Annotated in this window: 21 protein-coding genes and 1 tRNA gene; 14 read left to right on the top strand and 8 right to left on the bottom strand. The window is 65.4% G+C overall.

What is annotated here, in order from left to right; translation table 11 throughout:
- Positions 1 to 31 precede the first annotated feature (31 nt).
- The 3 genes from mscL to ACMZPQ_RS20285 form a co-directional block, all read right to left on the bottom strand.
- Complete coding sequence (mscL, locus tag ACMZPQ_RS20295; RefSeq protein WP_197584221.1) at positions 32 to 436, bottom strand: large-conductance mechanosensitive channel protein MscL; 405 nt, start codon at positions 434 to 436, stop codon at positions 32 to 34.
- 54 nt (positions 437 to 490) lie between these two features.
- The gene (locus ACMZPQ_RS20290) at positions 491 to 1207 is read right to left on the bottom strand and encodes a fumarylacetoacetate hydrolase family protein (protein ID WP_197584219.1); all 717 of its coding nucleotides are present in this window, start codon (positions 1205 to 1207) and stop codon (positions 491 to 493) included.
- Positions 1208 to 1282: 75 nt separating this feature from the next.
- Complete coding sequence (locus ACMZPQ_RS20285; RefSeq protein WP_049457686.1) at positions 1283 to 1564, bottom strand: hypothetical protein; 282 nt, start codon at positions 1562 to 1564, stop codon at positions 1283 to 1285.
- A 178-nt stretch (positions 1565 to 1742) separates the two neighbouring features.
- Between ACMZPQ_RS20285 and ACMZPQ_RS20280 the strand changes: the two genes are divergently transcribed.
- On the top strand, positions 1743 to 2078 hold the full coding sequence (locus tag ACMZPQ_RS20280) for a Rieske (2Fe-2S) protein (RefSeq protein ID WP_197584217.1): 336 nt from the start codon (positions 1743 to 1745) through the stop codon (positions 2076 to 2078).
- Between the two features lie 64 nt (positions 2079 to 2142).
- On the opposite strand, the gene ACMZPQ_RS20275 is transcribed toward ACMZPQ_RS20280, so the two are convergent.
- The 4 genes from ACMZPQ_RS20275 to thiS form a co-directional block, all read right to left on the bottom strand.
- The gene (locus ACMZPQ_RS20275; protein WP_197584215.1) at positions 2143 to 3990 is read right to left on the bottom strand and encodes an SLC13 family permease; all 1848 of its coding nucleotides are present in this window, start codon (positions 3988 to 3990) and stop codon (positions 2143 to 2145) included.
- Positions 3991 to 4017: 27 nt separating this feature from the next.
- Complete coding sequence (gene trmB / locus ACMZPQ_RS20270; protein WP_049429900.1) at positions 4018 to 4752, bottom strand: tRNA (guanosine(46)-N7)-methyltransferase TrmB; 735 nt, start codon at positions 4750 to 4752, stop codon at positions 4018 to 4020.
- On the bottom strand, positions 4752 to 5546 hold the full coding sequence (locus ACMZPQ_RS20265) for a thiazole synthase (protein ID WP_197584213.1): 795 nt from the start codon (positions 5544 to 5546) through the stop codon (positions 4752 to 4754). The genes trmB and ACMZPQ_RS20265 overlap by 1 nt, the downstream gene beginning before the upstream one ends.
- A 132-nt stretch (positions 5547 to 5678) precedes the next feature.
- A complete protein-coding gene (gene thiS, locus ACMZPQ_RS20260; protein ID WP_197583870.1) occupies positions 5679 to 5879 on the bottom strand; it encodes a sulfur carrier protein ThiS in 201 nt (66 codons plus the stop codon).
- Positions 5880 to 6086: 207 nt separating this feature from the next.
- Here thiS and ACMZPQ_RS20255 point away from each other — a divergent pair, with 207 nt between their 5' ends.
- The 3 genes from ACMZPQ_RS20255 to ACMZPQ_RS20245 all read left to right on the top strand — a co-directional run bounded on the left by ACMZPQ_RS20255 (position 6087) and on the right by ACMZPQ_RS20245 (position 8651).
- Positions 6087 to 7922: an autotransporter domain-containing protein gene (locus ACMZPQ_RS20255; protein ID WP_197583869.1), complete on the top strand. Its 1836-nt coding sequence runs from the start codon at positions 6087 to 6089 to the stop codon at positions 7920 to 7922.
- Positions 7923 to 8038: 116 nt separating this feature from the next.
- Positions 8039 to 8112, top strand: a tRNA-Gly gene (locus ACMZPQ_RS20250).
- Between the two features lie 149 nt (positions 8113 to 8261).
- Positions 8262 to 8651 carry a hypothetical protein gene (locus tag ACMZPQ_RS20245; protein ID WP_197583868.1) on the top strand — a complete coding sequence of 130 codons (390 nt, stop codon included), beginning with the start codon at positions 8262 to 8264 and terminating at the stop codon, positions 8649 to 8651.
- A gap of 17 nt (positions 8652 to 8668) precedes the next feature.
- Here ACMZPQ_RS20245 and ACMZPQ_RS20240 read toward each other — a convergent pair whose 3' ends face one another.
- Positions 8669 to 9091, bottom strand: coding sequence for a thioesterase family protein (locus ACMZPQ_RS20240; protein WP_197583867.1), 423 nt, complete (start codon positions 9089 to 9091; stop codon positions 8669 to 8671).
- 129 nt (positions 9092 to 9220) lie between these two features.
- On the opposite strand from ACMZPQ_RS20240, the gene rimK reads away from it, so the two are divergent.
- From rimK to ACMZPQ_RS20190, 10 genes are all read left to right on the top strand, one after another.
- Positions 9221 to 10099 carry a 30S ribosomal protein S6--L-glutamate ligase gene (gene rimK / locus ACMZPQ_RS20235; protein ID WP_197583866.1) on the top strand — a complete coding sequence of 293 codons (879 nt, stop codon included), beginning with the start codon at positions 9221 to 9223 and terminating at the stop codon, positions 10097 to 10099.
- A gap of 246 nt (positions 10100 to 10345) precedes the next feature.
- Positions 10346 to 10822, top strand: a complete 477-nt coding sequence (locus tag ACMZPQ_RS20230) for a hypothetical protein (RefSeq protein WP_197583865.1) — start codon at positions 10346 to 10348, stop codon at positions 10820 to 10822.
- 87 nt (positions 10823 to 10909) lie between these two features.
- Positions 10910 to 11380, top strand: coding sequence for a hypothetical protein (locus ACMZPQ_RS20225; RefSeq protein ID WP_197583863.1), 471 nt, complete (start codon positions 10910 to 10912; stop codon positions 11378 to 11380).
- 8 nt (positions 11381 to 11388) lie between these two features.
- Positions 11389 to 12066, top strand: coding sequence for a response regulator transcription factor (locus ACMZPQ_RS20220; RefSeq protein WP_005410804.1), 678 nt, complete (start codon positions 11389 to 11391; stop codon positions 12064 to 12066).
- On the top strand, positions 12029 to 13396 hold the full coding sequence (locus tag ACMZPQ_RS20215; protein WP_197583862.1) for a histidine kinase dimerization/phospho-acceptor domain-containing protein: 1368 nt from the start codon (positions 12029 to 12031) through the stop codon (positions 13394 to 13396). Before ACMZPQ_RS20220 ends, ACMZPQ_RS20215 begins: the two co-directional genes overlap by 38 nt.
- A gap of 304 nt (positions 13397 to 13700) precedes the next feature.
- Positions 13701 to 14117 (top strand): hypothetical protein, encoded by a 417-nt coding sequence (locus tag ACMZPQ_RS20210; protein WP_197583861.1) that lies wholly within the window; start codon positions 13701 to 13703, stop codon positions 14115 to 14117.
- Positions 14118 to 14384: 267 nt separating this feature from the next.
- Positions 14385 to 16994: a type VI secretion system Vgr family protein gene (locus ACMZPQ_RS20205; RefSeq protein ID WP_312645952.1), complete on the top strand. Its 2610-nt coding sequence runs from the start codon at positions 14385 to 14387 to the stop codon at positions 16992 to 16994.
- Positions 16987 to 17802 (top strand): DUF4123 domain-containing protein, encoded by an 816-nt coding sequence (locus ACMZPQ_RS20200; RefSeq protein WP_197582215.1) that lies wholly within the window; start codon positions 16987 to 16989, stop codon positions 17800 to 17802. The genes ACMZPQ_RS20205 and ACMZPQ_RS20200 overlap by 8 nt, the downstream gene beginning before the upstream one ends.
- A complete protein-coding gene (locus ACMZPQ_RS20195) occupies positions 17799 to 18395 on the top strand; it encodes a DUF3304 domain-containing protein (RefSeq protein WP_197582216.1) in 597 nt (198 codons plus the stop codon). Before ACMZPQ_RS20200 ends, ACMZPQ_RS20195 begins: the two co-directional genes overlap by 4 nt.
- Positions 18396 to 18669: 274 nt before the next feature.
- A complete protein-coding gene (locus tag ACMZPQ_RS20190) occupies positions 18670 to 19296 on the top strand; it encodes a DUF3304 domain-containing protein (protein WP_197582217.1) in 627 nt (208 codons plus the stop codon).
- Positions 19297 to 19339: the final 43 nt, after the last annotated feature.

The following is a 19339-nucleotide window of genomic DNA, read 5'->3' as shown; positions in this document are numbered from 1 at the left end:
GGCCAGCGGCCGGCACTACCGGGAAGCGACCTTATTTCTTCAGGCTGTCGCGGATCTCGCGCAGCAGCACCACTTCCTCGGCCGGTGCGGCCGGGGCAGCTTCCTGCTTGCGCGACAGGCGGTTGATCGCCTTGACCACCAGGAAGATGGCGAAGGCCACGATCACGAACTGGATCAGCGTATTGATGAAGTCGCCGTAGCCGATCACCACCGCCGGGATCTCCTTGCCATCCGGGCCGAGCCGGGCCGGCGCCAACGTCCAGGCCAGCTGCGAGAAGTCCACCTTGCCGATCAGCAGGCCCAGCGGCGGCATGATGATCTTCTCGACCAGTGCGGTCACGATCTTGCCGAAGGCCGCGCCGATCACCACGCCGACGGCGAGGTCGATGACGTTGCCGCGCATCGCGAATGCCTTGAACTCGGTGAGCATTCCCATTGTTGTTTTTCTCCGGTGGGGAAGTGGACAGCGCGCAGGGTAGCGCAGGTGATGTCAGCCGGCGATGACGCCGTGGCGCTCGGCCACGTTCTCCAGGCGCGCGCTGAAGCGGTCGCCCGGCTTCAATGCGGCCACCCCGGATGGGGTGCCCATGAACACCAGATCGCCGGCGCGCAGCTGCCACAGCTTGGACAGCTCATGCAGGATCTCCGGCACGTTCCAGATCATCTGCTCGAGCAGCGCCTGCTGGCGCACTTCGCCGTTGACCTCCAGCGACAGGTTCAGCGCCGCCAGCTCGCCTACCTCGGCGGCATGCACGATTTCGCTGATCGGCGCGGAGGCGTCAAAGCCCTTGGCCGCATCCCACGGGTGGCCTTTTTCCTTGGCGGCGGCCTGCAGGTCGCGTCGGGTCAGGTCCAGGCCGACGGCATAGCCGTAGACCAGTGCGTCGGCATCGGCCACGGCCAGTTCGCCCACCGGCGCATCACGGCCGATCGCCACCACCAGCTCCACTTCGTGGTGCAGGTTGGCGGTCGCGGGCGGGTAGGGGATCACATCGTCGTGGCCGACCACGATCGCATCGGCCGGCTTGCTGAAGAACATCGGGCGGCCACGGTCATCGGCCGCCGGCACCGCCGCGCCCATTTCGCGGGCATGGTCGGCGAAATTGCGGCCGACGCAGTAAATGCGGTGCACGGGGAAACTGCCACCGCCCACCACAGGCACACGCGGCAGGGCTACGGCAGGGATCACATCGGAGACATCGGACATGCGGGCATCCAGGAAGGGCGTGCCCGCAGTCTAGAACGCATGGCGCCCGCCGTCAGCGGGCGCGTAAGGCATGGATCAACGCGACGCCGGCAACACCGGCTTGCGCACCACGCGGTACTCGCCCTCGACCACGGTCGGGTCGACCGGACGCGCGGTGCCCGGCTTGCGCGAGGCCAACAGCTTCCACGCCAGGCCGACCAGGATCATCGCCGCACCGACGAACACACCGATGAACACCATCGCGGCCAGGATCGCCAGGCCGAGCAGGCCTACGGCAACGCGCACCAACGGGTGGCGCGGCTTGCGCGGCGCGAACAGGGTGCGGAACTGGGTGAAGGCGGATGCGCGATTGAACATGGCGGCTCGATAGGCTGGGATCAGCGAAGCCAGAGTATCGGGAGGTGCCACTGTCATTGAGTGAAAAACTCGTTAAATATAGCCTGTGCTTATTACGAATCAATGACTTGTGTTCATCCTGCAGCCAGTCACCTGAGCAGGCATGCGACAATGCCGCTTTACTGTCCGAGCCTTCGCCATGACTGCCGCTGCTGCCTTGATCGCCCTTGATGCCATTGCCGATGGCGCCTTTGCCGAGGTCGAAGCGGTGGTTGATGGCGATGCCGAGTCGGTGGTGCTGTATCGCGATGGCACGCAGGTGCGCGCCTTCCTGAACATCTGTCCGCATGCCGGCCGCCGCCTGGACTGGGCGCCGGGCCAGTTCCTGAAGAGCCGCGAGGGCCACCTGGTGTGCGCGGCACATGGCGCCTCGTTCGCGCTGGACAGTGGCGACTGCATCGCCGGGCCCTGCAAGGGTGACCGCCTGCGCGCGGTACTGATCGACATCCGCGACGGCCTGGTCTACCTGGCCTGACGCTGGGCGATGTTGCCTGAGATGGGTACGGACCAACGGTCCGCACCTACCGAAAACCCGACGCTCAGAACATCAGGTTGATCATCAACACCACCACGCAGGTGTAGATCAGCGACAGTGGGCCGCCCACCCGCCACATCTCGCGCGGGGTGTAGTTGGCCGGGCCGGTGATCATCGAGATCACCGGATTGGAGGCCGTCATCAGGTTGTTGGACGCCGACAGCGCCACGATCAGTGCGAACGCGGTCGGGTTGCCGCCGGCCGCCAGCGCCAGGTTCACCGCGATGGGCACCATCACGATGGTCGCGCCCACGTGGCTGATGACCAGCGAAAACGCAGTGGTCAGCAGTGCCAGCGCCACTTCCAGCACCCACAGCGGAATGCCCGTGGGCAGCTTGTCGATGGTGTGGCCGGCCACCCATGCCGCCGCGCCGCTGGAATCCATCGCCCAGCCGAGCGGAATCAGCCCGGCCATCATGAATACCGTCTTCCAGTTGATCGAGGCATACGCCTCGTCCATGCGCAGCACGCCGGTCAGCAGCATGCCGGCCACGCCGGTCATCAGGGTCAGCGCCACCGGCAGCTTGCTGGTCAGCGCGATCAGGATGGTCAGCGCGAAAATCGCCATCGCGATCTTGAACTTGTGGGGGCGCTGTTCCCCGGTAGGGAAGTCGGTCACCACCACGAAGTCGCGGCTGCGCGCAGCCTGCGCCAGGTCGGTCCAGATGCTGTGGAACACCAGCATGTCACCGGCGCGCAGCTGCACGTCGCGCACGTCCTCACGGATCACCTGCTTGTCGCGGTTGATCGCCAGCAGGCTGATGCCGCGTTCCTTGCGCAGTCGCAGGTCGGCCGCGCTCTTGCCGATCACGTTCGAGGTCGGCGGCACCACCGCCTCGGAAATACCGGCGCGGCTGGGATTGAACAGGTCACCCAGGTGCTTCAGGCGCGAGGACATGCGCAGGAACTGGTTCTGCGCGAAGTCGCTGATCTGCTGGCGCGGGCCCATCGCACCGAGCACGCTGCCGACCCAGATGCGCATCTCCGCAGGCGGTGCCAGGCGGGTGTCGTTGCCGGTCTTCAACGCCAGCAGCAGCGGCGCATCGTGCAGGTTCTCCGCCTCGCCCAGGGTCATCCCCACCAACGGGCTTTCGGCGGTGACCACCAGCTCGAACACATCACCTTCAATGCCGTAGGTCTTGGCGAAGTAGCTTTCAGTGCGCGCCGGGGTCGCCCCGTCGTTGACCAGGTTCTCTTCCTCGATCAGCTTGCGGTCGCCGTAGTAGCGGAAGTACAGCAACGAGGCGATCAGCAATGCCACGCCGATCGGCAACGGCGCGAACATGCGCAGCGGCTCGATCGTGGCCAGGCCGGAGGGCAGGTTGTTGTTGGCCGAAGCCAGAAGGTCGTTCAGCAGGATCAGCGGCGAGTTGCCGACCATGGTCAGCGCGCCGCCCATCACGATTGCCGCCGAGATCGGCAGCAGCAGGCGCTGCATCGTCAGCCCGGTGCGCGCCGCCAGTCGCGAGGCGACCGGCAGGTACAACGCCATCACCGACGGGTTCTGCATGAAGGACGAGTTCAGGCCGGCAATGGCCGTGGTCATCATCAACAGCCGCTGCTCGACACCATGGCCGCGCCGCAGCAGCCAGGCCGCCAGCCGGTTCAGCGCCCCGGTGCGGTCCAGGCCCGCACCGAGGATGGTGGTGGCGATGATGCTCATCACCGCGTTGCCGGAGAAGCCGCCGAAGATCTCCTCCGGCGCGATCAGGCCGGTGACACCGAGCACCACCAGCACCACCAGCGCGACCACGTCGGCGCGGATGCGCTCGAACAGGAACATCGCCATCGTGAAGCCGACCAGCCCAAGCACGAGCTTCATGTCGTTGGTCAGCGTCAGCGCGGTATCCATGTGGGGCGCGGCGTCCTCAGGCGATGATCAGGTGCGGTCGTACAACAGGTCCCAGACGCCGTGGCCGAGTTTCTGGCCGCGGGTCTCGAAGTGGGTCTGCGGGCGCCAGTCCGGGCGCGGCACGCTGCCGCGCGGGCCGGCACGGTTGACCAGGCCGGCGGTGGCGTCGAGCACGTCCCACATCTGCTCGGCGTAGTCCTCCCAGTCGGTCGCGCAGTGCAGGCGGCCACCCGGGCGCAGCTTGCGCACCAGCAGGTCGGCGAACGCCGGCTGCAGCAGGCGGCGCTTGTTGTGGCGCTTCTTGTGCCACGGGTCCGGGAAGTAGATGCGCACTTCATCGAGCGCGCCGTCGGCGATCTCGTTCTGCAGCACTTCCACCGCATCGTGGTGGTACAGGCGCACGTGGTCGGCGTTGTCCTCGGCCAGTGCGTTCAGCAGCCGGCCCACGCCGGGGGCGTGCACCTCGATGCCGATGTAGTCGCGCGAGGGATCGTGCTGGGCGGCAAAGCGCAGCGCGGCACCGTTGCCGAAGCCGATTTCCAGCACCTTGTGCGCCGGACGGCCGAAGGTGGCATCCAGGTCACGCGGCTGGCCGTTGTAGTCGATGCCGAAACGCGGCCAGCGTTCATCGAACGCGCGCTGCTGGGCGGGGGTGAATCGGCCCTGGCGCAGCACGAAGCTGCGCACTTCACGGCGGCCTTCGCTGACGGTGAAGGGCTTGGGCGGGGCCTTGGAACCGGCGCTGTCGAAAGGATTGGTCATCAGCCGATCAACCCATCCACCGGGGACGACGCGCTGGCGTAGCGCTTGCGCGGAATGCGCCCGGCCAGGAAGGCCTCGCGGCCGGCCTCGACCGCCTTGCGCATCGCACTGGCCATCAGCACCGGGCTGCGTGCACCGGCGATGGCGGTGTTCATCAGCACGCCGTCGCAGCCCAGCTCCATCGCGATCGCCGCGTCCGAGGCGGTACCGACGCCGGCGTCGACGATGATCGGCACCTTGGCGTCTTCAATGATCTGCAGCAGGTTGTACTTGTTCTGGATGCCCAGGCCCGACCCGATCGGCGCGGCCAGCGGCATCACCGCGGCGCAGCCGATCTCTTCCAGGCGCTTGGCCAGGATCGGGTCATCGGAGGTGTAGACCATTACCTCGAAGCCGTCCTTGACCAGCTGTTCGGCGGCCTTGAGGGTCTGCACCACGTCCGGGTACAGCGACTTCTGGTCGCCCAGCACTTCCAGCTTGGTCAGGTTGTGGCCGTCCAGCAGCTCGCGGGCCAGGCGGCAGGTGCGCACGGCGTCTTCGGCGGTGTAGCAGCCGGCGGTGTTGGGCAGGATGGTGTAGCGCTCCGGCGGCAGCACATCCAGCAGGTTCGGTTCGCCCGGATTCTGCCCGATGTTGGTGCGGCGGATGGCCACGGTGACGATCTGGGCGCCTCCAGCCTCGGTGGCCAGGCGGGTTTCTTCCAGGTCCTTGAACTTGCCGGTGCCGGTCAGCAGCCGCGAGCCATAGGTCTTGCCGGCGATCACCAGCGAATCGGGGGAGACATGAACGTTCATGGCGCGATTATCGCTTATCCGCCTGAAGATGGGGTCACGCAACCAAAGGTAGTGCCGGCCGCTGGCCGGCAGATGTGAGGCGTCAGGCAGCGTCGGATTGCCGGCCAGCGGCCGGCACTACCCGGAATGGCTTCAACCACCGCCCAGCGCGTGCACGATCTCCACCACGTCGCCTTCGGCCAGGATATGCCCGGCATGGCGGCTGCGGCTGACGATCTCGCCGTTGACCTCCACCGCCACCCGGCGTTGCAGCAGCTGCTCGGCCTCGAGCAGGTCGTGAAGGGTTGCCGCGGCGGGCAGGGTACGGGGGGCGCCGTTGAGCTGGATATTCATCCGTCCATTGTCGCTGATAGCCCGCCGGGATCGGAATGTTTGCAATCTGCACCGTACGCCAACTCCAGCACAGCGGGTTTTCCGGAGATCGGGTGACAATCCATGCGGCGGCGCAGCGTGAGCAAAACGCGGCGCAGTGAAACCATCCACCGTGCGCCGGCGTACGTCCGCCGGGTCCTCAACGATATCCCCACAGGAGTTTCCTACATGCTGCTCAGCAAACACCCGATCCGCTCCCTGATGGCGGCCGCGATCGCGCTGGCCGCGCTTCCGGCCATGGCAGGCGAAAACCCGTATTCCAGCGCGGTGTTCTTCGGCGACAGCCTGACCGACGCCGGCTACTTCCGCCCGCTGCTGCCGCCGGCGACCCAGGGCGTCACCGGCCAGTTCACCACCAACCCGGGCTGGGTGTGGGCGCAGCAGGTGGCCAACTACTACGGCCTCAACAACGGCGCCAACGGCAACGGCCAGAACGGTGACAACTACGCCGCCGGCGGTGCCCGCGTCAGCGTCGACGTGCCGAGCGCGCTCGGCGTCATTCCGTCGCTGAAGACGCAGGCGAACCGCTACCTCGCTGCCAATGGCGGCAAGGCGGACAGCCGTGCCCTGTACACCGTGTGGGGTGGTGCCAACGACCTGTTCGCCGCTGCCGGCGCTCCGGCACAGGCGCAGGCCATCATCGGCGCGGCCGTCACCGACCAGATCGCCCTGGTCGGCGCGCTGAAGCAGGCTGGCGCACAGTACGTACTGGTGCCGAACCTGCCGAATGTCGGCCTGACCCCGGCGTTCCGCGGCCCCAACGCCGGCACCGCCACCGCACTGTCCGCCGGTTACAACAAGGCCCTCTACGGCGGCCTGAAGCAGGCCGGCATCGAGTTCATTCCGCTCGATACCTTCACCGTGCTGAGTGAAGTGGCCGCCAACCCGGCCATGTACGGCTTCACCAACGTCACCAGCACCGCCTGCAAGATCGACCCGAACAACTCGACGCTCAGCATCCTGACCTGCAACCCGACCAGCTACGTCAGCCCGGATGCCTACCAGACCTACCTGTTCGCCGACGGCGTGCACCCGACCGTGGCTGGCCACCAGCTGCTGGGCCAGTACGCCGTCTCGGTGCTGGAGGCCCCGCGCCTGCAGCAGGTGCTGAGCCATTCGGCGCAGACCATTGGCCGTGCGCGTGCGGACCAGGTCAGCAATCACCTCGGTGCCCGCCCGGCGGACGGCCTGTCGTGGTGGGGGGGCGTGCGCGGCGACCTGCAGCGCTATGACCACGCCGACCTGTATGACGGCGTGGCCCCGGCCGGCCTGTTCGGTATCGACTGGGCACGCAACGGCATGGTGGTCGGCGGCTTCGCCGGCTTTGGCCGCCTGAACGCCGACTTCGGCAACAGCCGTGGCGATTTCACCCAGAAGGACACCACCGCCGGCCTGTTCGCGGCATGGTACGGCGACCGCGTCTGGGTCAACGGCCAGGTCAGCTACACCTGGCTGTCGTATGACGTGAACCGCAAGCTGCAGCTGGGCCCGGCGACCCGCGAACATGGCGGTTCGCCGGACGGCAGCAACCTGACCGCCGCGCTGAACGCCGGTTACGAATTCGGTACCGAAGGCGGCTTCCGCCACGGCCCGATCGCTTCGGTGATCTGGCAGAAGGTGAAGATCGACGGCTATGCCGAAAGCGCGGCCGCCGGCACCCTGGCCACCGCCCTGGGTTACGACCGCCAGAACGTCGATTCCACCGTCGGCCGCATCGGCTGGCAGGCGCGCTTCGATGGCGGCACCGTCAAGCCGTATGTGCAGGTGACCTACGACCACGAGTTCGAGGACACCAAGCAGGCCAGTGCCTGGCTGCAGACCCTGCCGGAGCTGGGCAGCTACCGCGTGCCGGGCCTGGACTTCGACAAGAACTACGCCACCGCTGTGCTGGGTGCGCGCATGGATCTGTTCGGCCTGCAGGGCAACCTTGGCGTGAGCACCACGGCTGCGCAGAAGCGCGCCCGCGATGCGACGATCTTCGCCACGGTCGGCGGCAGCTTCTAAGCAGAAGCCAGACGGGGTTGGAGCCCTTTCCGTATGGGAAGGGCTCCACCCCCGCTCCTATGCGGTGGCTACCATTGCGCAACACGGGGCCCAGCGCATAGACTTTCACCCGCAACGCGGGCGTAGCTCAATGGTAGAGCTGTAGCTTCCCAAGCTACTGACGTGGGTTCGATTCCCATCGCCCGCTCCATGTCTCCAGGTCATCGGCGCCGGTGCCAGGCGCTCCGCATCTGTCGAGCCGCTCGCAGCCCATCGCTTGATTCCGGCAGTGCCTGGCGGTCCTTTCACCGGGCGAGTCCGTGATCTAATCTTCCTGGGATCAAACAGGGAGGTTCTGGAATGCGGCATCTTTCACTTGTGATTGCGGCACTTCTGGCGGGGTGCGCAACCAGCCCCAAAGGACTGGAGCGGCCGGAGTACGCCTCGGCATTTACGGTCGACCAGGGATACCAGTTGACGCTGAAGCAGATTGTCGCGGCGATCGAAGAATGCCGTCCTGTGCAGCTCCTGCCGGTGGGGCAATTGATCAACGATGTGCAGAACTACAGCGATCTGAAGGAAGCCAGGATCGTCCAAGGGGCATCAGGAGTGGGCACCCAGATCTACAAGGTCATCGTGCTCAAGGAAGTGGAGCAGGCCACGACGGTCACGTTGTACACCAGGATGCGTGCCGGGGAAGAGCTGGAGAAGCTGAAAAAGTGGGCGATGGGCAGCACCGATTGCAGATGATGGTTGTTCAGGCAGCCTCACGCGGGCGCTGTCGACACTAGCTGCGCATACTCCTCGGTAAACAGCCCGGCCAGAGCCTGCCGCTGCGTTGCGTCGATCGCGCGCGAGGCATTGGCCGCATAGTCGAAGTGCACCATCACGCAGCGCCCGCTGGCGACCAGTGTGTCGTTCTGGACTGCCTGCTGCACGATCGATAGAGAAGAGCGGCCGATGTTCTCGATGCGGGTCTCGATCCGCACCTCGTGCCCGGCCTGGATCTGCTGCAGGAAGTCGATCTCGTAGCGGCGAAGTATCAGCGTCAGGTCGCGCATGCTGGCCTCGCGGCTGAAGTGGCGGAAGATCTCCTGGCGGCCTTCCTCGAACCAGACGGGCAGGGCGGTGTTGGTGACGTGGCCGAGTACGTCCACTTCGGAGAAGCGCGGGAACACGGTGATGGACATGGGGCTCCTTGCGGTTGGGCCTGGCGTCCGCAGTGTGCCGCCAGTGCCGGGCCAAACCACGCCGCAGAGCATCATCCGCCGGCCACACGCCCGCGCTATGCTGCGCGCCTGCCGTCCGATCCTGCCGCGATGAAGCTCGCCATCCTGTCCCGCAACAGTTCCCTGTATTCCACCCGCCGGCTGGTCGAGGCAGCGCGCGCGCGCGGCCATACCGTGCGGATCCTCGATCCGCTGCGCTGCTACATGCGCATCGCCGCCGATGGTTTTTCGATGCATTACAAGGGCCGGCCGATGACCGGCGTGGACATGGTCATCCCGCGCATCGGTGCCTCGATCACCCGCTATGGCACCGCTGTGCTGCGCCAGTTCGAGCTGATGGGCGCGCGCACGCCCAATCCGTCCGACGCGATCCTGCGCTCGCGCGACAAGCTGCGCGCCCACCAGCTGCTGGCGGCCAAGGGCATCGACATGCCGGTCACCGTGTTCGGCGACAACCCCGATGACACCGTCGACCTGCTGTCCATGCTCGGCCCACCGCCGCATGTGGTGAAGCTCAACGAAGGCACCCAGGGCCGCGGCGTGATCCTCACCGAGAAGGCCAGCGCCTCGCGCGGCATCGTTGAAGCGCTGCGCGGCCTGTACGCCAATTTCCTGATGCAGGAGTTCATCGGCGAGGCCAAGGGCGCCGACCTGCGCTGCTTCGTGGTCGGTGACCAGGTGGTGGCTTCGATGCAGCGGCAGGCGCCGGAAGGTGACTTCCGCTCCAACCTGCATGCCGGGGGCAGCGCCGTGGCGGCCAAGGCCAGCCGCATCGAGCAGCAGGTGGCCGTGCGTTCGGCCAAGGCGCTGGGCCTGTCGGTGTGCGGGGTGGACCTGATCCGCTCCGCGCGCGGCCCGCTGGTGCTGGAGGTCAACTCCACGCCGGGGCTGGAAGGGATCGAGGCCGCCTGCGGAGTGGACGTGGCCACGCGCATCATCGAGCATGTCGAGAGGCTCAAAAAACCGTGAATATTCAGTGACCTGTAATTCTCATGGGTGGATGAGGCGTCACTTAACACGCCTTTAATCGGGCGGGGCGTAGCCTTCAGCGAACCGCAGCTCTGCCTCTCAGCAGGATCGGTATCGGGATACAACTTCAGACCCAGGCGGGGGCACCGCCTGGGTCTTTTTTATGCCTGCCGGAGGTCCCTTGTGGAGGTGACGTGACGGCCGTAGAGTGGCCGCCATCGTTCCTGGATGGATCGGAGGCTGGCGATGTACCGCATCACGATGATCGCGTTGTTGCTGGGTCTGGCCGGAGCTGCTGCGGCCAAGCCGGAAAAACCCGTTGTGCAGATGGACCGGCAGTCGCCGGTGGCCGAACAGGTGCGCCAGGTCGAAAAGGCGCTCGATGACGGCGATTACAGTGAGATATCCGCCGATGACCGCGGGGAAGTGCGCCAGGCGCTGGCCCGCATCACGGCGCACATGGGTGACCGCCAGACCTTGCAGGAGCTGCCGCCGCAGGTGCAGGGCGAGGTCTTCAATGACCAGGAGCGCATCAATACGCTGCTCACCCGGGCCCACGACGACAGCCGGCAGGTCTGCCAGTACACGCGCACCACCGGCAGCAACATGCCCAAGAGCCGCTGCCTGACGGTGGCCGAGCGACGCCGGATCGCCGAGAAGGGCAAGGCGTTGTTGAATGACCAGCGCACCTTCAACAACTTGAATCCGGAAACCTCGCGCTAGGGCCCGGCGCCCGGACCATTGGCACTTGCTGGCGTGAAGGCGGTGCGAATAGAGTCGGGATTCGCCACAGACAAGGATTTGTTTGCCATGAAACAGGCTTTGATGTCGGCCGTCCTGCTGTCAGGACTGGCCCTGGTCAGTACCGCATCGGCGTCCAAGGCCAAGGACGTGTTCGTGCCCGGTCAGCCGCTGCAGCAGCAGATCGCGCGTATCGAGGTGGAGCTCAAGGACGGCGAAACCTATTCGGAGTTGAAGCAGGACGAGCGCGTCCGTGTCAATGACGCGCTGTCGCGCATGCGTACCGCCGTGGAGCAGTACCCGGCGCGCGATTCCATGCCTGAACCGGTGCAAACCCAGGTCTTCAACGACCAGCAGGTCGTGAACACGGTTTTGACACAGGCACGTGAAGATAGTCGTCTAATATGCCAACGTGAAAAGCCCATCGGTTCCAATCGAACCACGACGCAGTGCATGACCGTTGCCGAACGCGCCCGGCAGAAAGAACGGGCACAGCAGGACATGCGGCAGGTCATGCGCGCCGGCAGTACAGTCAATTAGAGGTGACAGTGAGAATCCTGGTAATCGAAGACAACAGCGACATTGCGGCCAACCTGGGCGACTACCTGGAGGACCGCGGGCATACGGTGGACTTCGCGGCTGATGGGGTCACCGGCCTGCATCTGGCCGTGGTGCACGAGTTCGACGCGATCGTGCTGGATCTCAACCTGCCAGGCATGGATGGCATCGAAGTCTGCCGCAAGCTGCGCAATGAAGCGCGCAAGCAGACGCCGGTGCTGATGCTGACGGCCCGCGATTCGCTGGACAACAAGCTGGCCGGCTTCGATTCGGGTGCGGACGACTACCTGATCAAGCCGTTCGCGTTGCAGGAAGTGGAAGTGCGCCTGAACGCCCTGTCGCGCCGCGGCAAGGGCGTGCAGACCCGCGTGCTGGAAACCGGCGACCTGGAATACAACCTGGATACGCTGGAAGTGCGCCGCCAGGGCAAGCTGCTGCAGCTCAACCCGACCGCGCTGAAGATCCTGCAGGCGCTGATGGAAGCGGCGCCTGCGGTGGTGACCCGCCAGGAGCTGGAAACCCGCGTGTGGGGCGAAGAACTGCCGGACTCGGATTCGTTGCGCGTGCATATCCATGGCCTGCGTGCGGTGGTCGACAAGCCGTTTGAAGTGCCGCTGATCCAGACCCGCCATGGCATCGGATACCGTATCGCCACCCCGGAAGCCTGATTCCGTGGCAACCAAGGTGGAGCGTCGGCGCACGCCCTATCGGCGGCGCCTCCGCAGCCGCATCATCGTTTCGTTCGTGTTGTTGGGCTTTTGCCTGACAACACTGTTCGCGTTCGCCACCAACTGGGCCCGCCTGCGCGTGGAAAACCAGTTGGTGGAAGAGTTGATGAACCGCAACATCGATGAGTACGCGCGGCGCTATTACGAACATCCGGGGCATAATCCCGATGCGCCGGTGCTGCAGATCCGGGCGTACGCGTATTCCAAGGACAAGTTCGACCGGGTGCGGGAAGAGCGCGCGCAGTGGGCGGGCTTCTCCGATGGTATCCACAGTGTCAGCGGCGATGAGCACGGTGAGCCGTACTCCTACAAGCTGGCCGTGCGCAAGACGCCCGACGCCTGGTTCTTCCTCGCCTATGACATGACCGACAGCGTGCGCGGTGGCAAGCAGCTCAACCGCGCGTTGGTGCTGTCGGTGCTGGTGTTCAGCGTGCTGTCGCTGGTGCTGGGCTGGTGGTCGGCGTCGAAGGTCATGAAACCCGTCTCGGACCTGGCCGCGCGGCTGCGTGCCTACCGCGGCGGCACCAGTGACCCCGAACCGCTGGCGCCACGCTTCCCCGATGACGAAGTGGGGCAGCTGGCCCAGGCACTGGACGACTATTCCTCGCGGCTGACCGAAGTGGTGCAGCGCGACCGCGAATTCAATGCAGACGTCAGCCACGAGCTGCGCACGCCGCTGGCGGTGATACGCGGCGCCACCGAACTGCTGCTGACCCGGCCCGGCCTGGACGAGAAGGTGCTGCAGCGGCTGCAGCGCATCCAGCGTGCCGAACAGCAGTGCAGCGACCTGATTGGTGCGCTGCTGCTGCTGTCGCGCAATGAGCGTGGGCAGGGCACCAGCAACGTGGCCCGCGTGGCCGAGCAGCTGCTGGACGCACACCGCGCACAGCTGGGCGGCAAGCCGCTGGAGCTGGCGCTGGAAGGCGAGCGCGATCTGGTCATCGATGCACCGGAAGCCGCCTTGTCGGTGGCGCTCGGCAACCTGATCGGCAACGCGGTGAAGTATTCGCAGGACGGCGAAGTACGCGTGCACGTGGGCGCCAATGCGGTGTCGGTGACCGACAGTGGCCCCGGCCTGAGCGAAGAGGACGCCGCCAAGCTGTTCCAGCGCGGCTATCGAGGCACGCACGCCGGCCATTCGCAGGGCGGTGGTATCGGCCTGTCGATCGTCAGCCGCCTGTGCGACCTGTATGGCTGGCAGGTGAGCGTGCGCCCCGGCGGCGAGCGCGGCGTGATCGCTACCCTGACGTTCTCGCCGAAGCCGCTCTAGCGACGGCGGGGCCGTGCCGGATCGGCACATGAATCTACCCGGGTGGGTGCCAACCTTGGTTGGCACTGAAGCCCGGCATCCGCCATCCACGCGTGGCGTGGATCTGATGTCGTTCGCGGCGCGAAGCGATCTGTCCCTGGCCGTCCAGCTCGCGAACTCCATGGGCCTTGCGGCGCCGGTGCGTGTCGCGGCTCACGGTTCCTGCGTTCCGCACACGCATTGCCGCTTTTAACTCCTGACAGATGGACGTGCAGATGGCCAGATGCCTGCGCCGGGATCATCCGTCTTAGCCAGGAGCATCGCCATGCCACACCGTAGCCGTTATCCCAACCTGCACCAGCTGATCGGCGAATCGGTCAACCAGTTGTCCGCGGACGTTGCACAGCGCGTCGAGAACCTGCTGTGCCGGTCCTGCGGCCTGATGCCGATCCTTGAGGCGCAGAGGAGCGTGGACGACGCCACCGGCGTTGCAGCACAGCGCGCCGGGCTGAAGGCGCGCCAGGCCGGTACGCTGTCCGACCTCAGGGACACCGTCTCAGGCATCACTGTGTTGACCCGGATGATGCACGCCGCGCATATCGCACGCACCCGCGGAGGCCCGCTGCAGGCCGTACCACCAGACGCCGTGGAAGGGTTGTTGCTGGCCGCACGGGAGCTGACCTGCTACGTGCAACAGCAGCTACAGGTCGAAAGGGCTCGCGACGCAGCCACCCTGCAGTAGTCCTGATGGGCGAGGCGCTGGCCGGAAGCCGCCTTCCATATGAAGGCGGCCGCTCTTGCCTCAGTTGTCGCATTCTGCACTCCCGGCGGCGTGGTACCCGCCCGCACGTTCCCGCATTGGACCGGGGGAGGCCCGGCATGCCGGGCCGGAGTCGATCCTCGATGCTTTTCAGACACTTTTCGGATTGCGTCCGCAGCACTGATCCACCAAGGCTTGAGGCTCGGGAAAGCGCGCGTCCTCGCGCGCTGCGTTCGTCAAGGAACTGGCATGGATCATCGATCGTCATTCGTCGCTGCCTACGCGGCGTCATCGCGCGTCCATCGCTTTTGCGGTCCTACGGCATCGCCGTTGATCGTGGAGCGCTGGCACGGCAGCGAATCCTTGTCCGAAGGCCTGCGCTGCCAGATTGATCTGCTGGGCGAGGCGTGCGAGCACAGCCTGGATGATTGGGTGACCCGTCCGGCAAGCATCACCACATGCTTGCCGGACGGGGCCGAGGTTGTGCGCGTCGGGCTGATCCGCAGTATCGAACGCCTGGGTTACGCGGGCAGTCTGGTGCGCTACCGCGTTCACTTGGCCGACTGGACCGCTTGGCTGCACGACAGTCGTCACAGCCGCGTATTCCAGGACGCGGATGTGGCCAGCATCATCAGCACGGTGCTCTCGGTACACGCGCCGCTGGCACATTGGAGCTGGCACGTTGGAAGTGCCGCGGCGCTTGACCGTCGGTGCCGGGGCTATCGCGTGCAGTACCGCCAATCGGACATGGCGTTCCTGCAACAGCTGATGGCCGATGAAGGCCTGGGCTGGTGCATCCGCACACTGCCCGAAGCACCCGGTGGGCATACGTTGATGATCTTCGGTGACAGCACGCGATGCTCGCTGCTGCCACGCCCCCGGCGCGTGCACCAGACCCAGCGGGTGCCCGATGACGCGGGCATCGCGCTGTTGCATGAGACCTGTCGCGTAGTGCCGACCCACATGACCCGGGTAGCGGATCTGGATGATCCGTTGCGTGTGGTTTCGGCCAGCCTGCCTGTGCGCACCGTGGCCAGTGGCCCATTGGAGGACTATTCGCCGGCTCGCCACGCGGCGTGGGAGACCTCGCGCGAGGCCTTGGCCGAGGTGATGCGCGACACCGAAGCAGCGTTGTGTGAGCAGCGGCGCTGGACCGGCGAAGGCACCGAGCCGGACTTCCAGCCCGGCTACGCATTCGAGGTGTTGCCAGAGCCCGGCCTGCGAGCAGTACCCGCATTGCTGCTTACAGCGGTGCAGCACGCAGCGGTCAACACGCTGCCTGAGGTTCTCGAACTGCAGGATCACCTGCCGTTGCACGCACTGCCCGACACCGTGCCCGCCGACCGCGCGCAGAGGCTGGGTTATGCCAATCGCTTCGAGGCCATGCCGTTCGACCGTCGATGGCGACGTTCTCCGGATGGCAGGGCAGGGCGGTCGGCGGCCCCCGGCCCACAACTGGCTACTGTGCTCGGCGGCGATGACGGTGCACCGCTGTATATGGACAGCAACGGGCGCATCCGGGTGCGGTTCGGCTTTGCCACCGACAGCAGGGCCGACAGCGGTTGGCTGCGCGTCGCCCAGACCTTTGCCGGCCCCGGCGTGGGCAGTCAGTTCCTGCCCCGCGTCGGCCAGGAGGTGGTGGTGGACTTCATCAACGGCGACCTCTGCCGCCCCATCGTGATGGGTGCGCTCTACAACGGCCAGGGCGAGTCACGCGCTGAAGCGCTGGCGTTGTCCAGCGATGCTGGCAGCAGTGCCCAGAACAACCTGGCCGGTGGCAACGCCCCACGCTGGCATGCTGCAGGCGCCGGCGAATCGGCCCAGCGCAATGCCGGCGCCGTATGGGGCATCAGCTCGCAGGGCTGGGACGGCCATGGCGGCAACAGTCTCGAGTTCGACGACAGCGACGACCAGCTGCAAGTGCGGCTTGGTACAACGCAGTGCCACAGCGCGATCAGCATGGGTCATCTGCATCACCTGCAGCACAACTTCCGTGGAAGCCTGCGCGGAACTGGATTCGAACTGCGCAGCGACGCGTGGGGTGCCGTGCGTGCCACGGCAGGCCTGTGGCTGGACAGCATGCAGCGCTCCGCGTCCACCCCGGCTGGTCTGCGCGCTGCGCCGGTCGCGCTGTTGCGGCAGACGCTCGTGCTGGCGCACTCCTTTGATGAATCTGCACGCCAGCAACGTACGGTCCGGCTGCGCGGCCACGCCGCCGAGGACAACGGTGCCAGCGTGCTGCAGACCCTGGCCGACAGCGTGGCGGCATCGCAGCGGCTGCAGGGTGCTGGCGAAGACATTCCTGCAACCGGGTCGGCGATGTTGGGCCTGTCCGCACCGGCAGGCATCTGCCAGCTGGCCGGGCAGGCGATCCAGCTGGGGGTGGGTCACAGTACGCTGCTGGCCAGTGGTGGCAGTTCGTCGGTGACCGTTGCCGGCCATGCGCGTTGGCAGTGTCGCCAGGCTATCGGCGTGCTGGCGGGTGCGACACGCACTCCGGGGAGTGCCGGGTTGAGCGTGGTGGCCGGCCAACAGGTGCTTGATATGCAGGCGCAGGCAGACGCCGTGCACCTGCAGGCGCGCGCCGGGCTGGTGGCGGCCACCCAGCAGGGCGAGGTGCAACTGGCGGCAGGCAACACGCTGCACATCGCAACGGCCGGCGGTGCTTCGATCACGCTGGCAGACGGGCACCTGCGGGTGACCTGTCCAGGCACGTTGACCTTCAAAACCGGCAGCCGGCACTTCACCGGTCCGGTGCAGGAGCTGTTTCCGCTGCCGCAGTTCGTCCAGACGATCTGTGTGGAGTGCCTGCTGAAGGCGATGCAGGCCGGCCTGCCATGGTCTGCGAAGAATGGCTGACGCCCCGTGGATCGATCCGTGGCGGCATTCCCGGTTGCCGTGGCAGACCCCCGGCGACCAGCGTGTGTACGCGCGGCCCGCCTGTGCGCTGCTGGACATGGCATTCGCGCCGGACGCCTGGACGCAGCTGCGCGCGCTGGCGGCTGACGTGGTGCCGCTGTTTACGCATCGCTATACCGGCAAAGGGTTGGACCGGTTGTCGCCATGCCTGGTGGTCCTGCCGGACGACGCCAGAGCACGCGAACGCTGCTGGCAGGGACTGCTGGACCTGAGCCGCGGCGCGCCGATGCTGTCGGTGCTGCGCAGCACCGGCGACCCGCATGCGTTGGCCGAACATCTCCGCGGCATCTGGGAGGGTCGTTCCAGCACCGGCCAGCCGTGGTTGCTGCGCTGGGCCGATGGGCGTGCCGCCGCCCGTCTGCTGGCTGCGCTGGACCATGCACAGCGGACACGCGTACTGGGTGGTCTACACGACTGGCACCTGCCTACCCGCATCGGAGATTGGATGTGCGTGACCGGCAAGAGGGGAGTGCCGTTCGATGCCGATGCCAGGCCACTCACGTTCACCGCGGCGCAGGAGGCCGCACTGCGGAGCGGAAGCCAGGCCGATGCCATCACGCGCTTCATTCTGCAGCGGCCCATGCTGCGCCCGGACGGCATGCTGCCCTCGCAGGTGCATCGCTGCGCGGAACACGTGCTGGGACGTTTGGCGCGTCGGGGCATCGACCATCCCGCGCTGGCGCATCGGATGACGATCAAGGCGGTTGCCGCGAGGAATGCGCGCCATGGCGGTGATGAGATGCCATGAAGAGGTTTCTGACGAGGGTGATTCTGATCGGGCTGGCGCTGTTTGCTTTGGCAGGCCTGGTGCTGAAGTTCATGGATTTCAGGATTGGTCCACTACCGCCAGGTCCTCCGAAGCCACGCATCATTGAGCCTGATACCGGTCACGACATTACCGATGCTCCGCCGGAAATGCATCTGAATATTGGCATCGCCAACTATTCCGACGAAGGTCTTGGAAAAGTATTCATCAATGATGCGTGGGGGGGCGGCATGCAACCGTACGCCAGCAGTAACGGGCGCACTTGCTGCGTGACGCTCCCTCGTCTTTGGCATCCGGGACTCAGAGTCGCAGTGGCTTACCGCACCAGTAGCATGTTTCTCAAAGATCCCCACAGCTATGTTGAAAAGGACGTTCTTGTTGCGCCCTATGAGCCGTTTCTTGATGGGTTCATCTATTTCTTCTATTTTCCGGGCGATCAGGTGCGTGTCGTGGCTACTCCCTACTCCCCAGGATATCCGGGCTTCGCCTACGACATTGACTTCGGTGATGGACACGGTGATCCAGCAAAGATTAAGAGATTTTTGGAAGCAACAGCGGGCAAGGAGGCGGAATAGTGAGAGCAAGGGTATCTACTCCTACGTCAGAGCAATCAACGCAGCTCAGTTCCAATGAGGCGGGGCAATGTGCAGCCTCATTGTCGGAATCCGGATCCGACTGTGGTGTGGATCTTTCGATGGTCTGCTTCGCATTCCCGCCGATGTGCGTTGCTGTGTGCACATGGTGGCCGCGCATGAAGTACGCGGCTCGTTCCCGGTGGACCTGGTGGATGGCGCGAACTGCGAGCAGGTCATTTACCCCAGTATGCTTCGTAGCCGAGGGCGCGTTTGAATGAAAGGTGTCGAGCGAATGGCTCTGGTGAAGAAGGTTCTTGTCAGGGGCGCTCTGATCGGGCTGGCGCTGTTTGCCTTGACTGGCTTGGTGCTGAAGTTCATGGACTTCAGGGTTGGTCCACCACCGCCGGGCCCTCCGAAGCCGCGCATTATTGACTATACCTCTGGTCACGACATTACCGATGCGCCGCCAGAAATGCATCTCACGATCGGTATTGCTAACTATTCTGACGAAGGGCTGGGCATAGTCGTCATCAACGAAGCATGGGGAGGGGGAATGGAGCCCCGTACCAGCAGCAATGGGCGTACATGCTGCGTGACACTCCCCCGCATTTGGCATCCGGGGCTGAAAGTAACAGTTGCTTACCGTACGAGTAGCATGTTCCTTAAGGATCCGCATAGCTATATTGAGAAGGAGATCGTTGTGCCGCGCTATAAGCCATTCTTGGATGGTTTCATCTTCTTTATGTATTTCCCTGATGATGAGGTAAGGGTCATAGCTACGCCATATTTTCCGGGAGTCCCTAAATTTGCTTACGATCTTGATTTTGCCGACAGCGAGCGTGATTCAGAAAAGATCAATGGATTTCTTGAGGCGACGGCAGGGGGCGGGGTGCCAGAATGAAAGTAAGCGTGGCACCTCCCGTTTCAGATCCCGCGACGAAACT

The sequence above is a fragment of the Stenotrophomonas maltophilia genome, from assembly GCF_047497515.2.
Lineage (GTDB): Bacteria > Pseudomonadota > Gammaproteobacteria > Xanthomonadales > Xanthomonadaceae > Stenotrophomonas.
The sequence above is the reverse complement of the archived record's forward strand: the minus strand, read 5'-3'. Positions and strand labels throughout refer to the sequence as shown.

Coding starts and splice junctions, on each gene's coding strand:
- ACMZPQ_RS20275 (WP_197584215.1), bottom strand. CDS start 3,990: ATGGATACCGCGCTGACGCTGACCAACGACATGAAGCTCGTGCTTGGG.
- ACMZPQ_RS20225 (WP_197583863.1), top strand. CDS start 10,910: ATGAAACAGGCTTTGATGTCGGCCGTCCTGCTGTCAGGACTGGCCCTG.
- ACMZPQ_RS20245 (WP_197583868.1), top strand. CDS start 8,262: ATGCGGCATCTTTCACTTGTGATTGCGGCACTTCTGGCGGGGTGCGCA.
- ACMZPQ_RS20290 (WP_197584219.1), bottom strand. CDS start 1,207: ATGTCCGATGTCTCCGATGTGATCCCTGCCGTAGCCCTGCCGCGTGTG.
- rimK (WP_197583866.1), top strand. CDS start 9,221: ATGAAGCTCGCCATCCTGTCCCGCAACAGTTCCCTGTATTCCACCCGC.
- ACMZPQ_RS20285 (WP_049457686.1), bottom strand. CDS start 1,564: ATGTTCAATCGCGCATCCGCCTTCACCCAGTTCCGCACCCTGTTCGCG.
- mscL (WP_197584221.1), bottom strand. CDS start 436: ATGGGAATGCTCACCGAGTTCAAGGCATTCGCGATGCGCGGCAACGTC.
- ACMZPQ_RS20265 (WP_197584213.1), bottom strand. CDS start 5,546: ATGAACGTTCATGTCTCCCCCGATTCGCTGGTGATCGCCGGCAAGACC.
- ACMZPQ_RS20240 (WP_197583867.1), bottom strand. CDS start 9,091: ATGTCCATCACCGTGTTCCCGCGCTTCTCCGAAGTGGACGTACTCGGC.
- ACMZPQ_RS20255 (WP_197583869.1), top strand. CDS start 6,087: ATGCTGCTCAGCAAACACCCGATCCGCTCCCTGATGGCGGCCGCGATC.
- trmB (WP_049429900.1), bottom strand. CDS start 4,752: ATGACCAATCCTTTCGACAGCGCCGGTTCCAAGGCCCCGCCCAAGCCC.
- ACMZPQ_RS20215 (WP_197583862.1), top strand. CDS start 12,029: ATGGCATCGGATACCGTATCGCCACCCCGGAAGCCTGATTCCGTGGCA.
- ACMZPQ_RS20210 (WP_197583861.1), top strand. CDS start 13,701: ATGCCACACCGTAGCCGTTATCCCAACCTGCACCAGCTGATCGGCGAA.
- thiS (WP_197583870.1), bottom strand. CDS start 5,879: ATGAATATCCAGCTCAACGGCGCCCCCCGTACCCTGCCCGCCGCGGCA.
- ACMZPQ_RS20280 (WP_197584217.1), top strand. CDS start 1,743: ATGACTGCCGCTGCTGCCTTGATCGCCCTTGATGCCATTGCCGATGGC.
- ACMZPQ_RS20190 (WP_197582217.1), top strand. CDS start 18,670: ATGAAAGGTGTCGAGCGAATGGCTCTGGTGAAGAAGGTTCTTGTCAGG.
- ACMZPQ_RS20195 (WP_197582216.1), top strand. CDS start 17,799: ATGAAGAGGTTTCTGACGAGGGTGATTCTGATCGGGCTGGCGCTGTTT.
- ACMZPQ_RS20200 (WP_197582215.1), top strand. CDS start 16,987: ATGGCTGACGCCCCGTGGATCGATCCGTGGCGGCATTCCCGGTTGCCG.
- ACMZPQ_RS20205 (WP_312645952.1), top strand. CDS start 14,385: ATGGATCATCGATCGTCATTCGTCGCTGCCTACGCGGCGTCATCGCGC.
- ACMZPQ_RS20230 (WP_197583865.1), top strand. CDS start 10,346: ATGTACCGCATCACGATGATCGCGTTGTTGCTGGGTCTGGCCGGAGCT.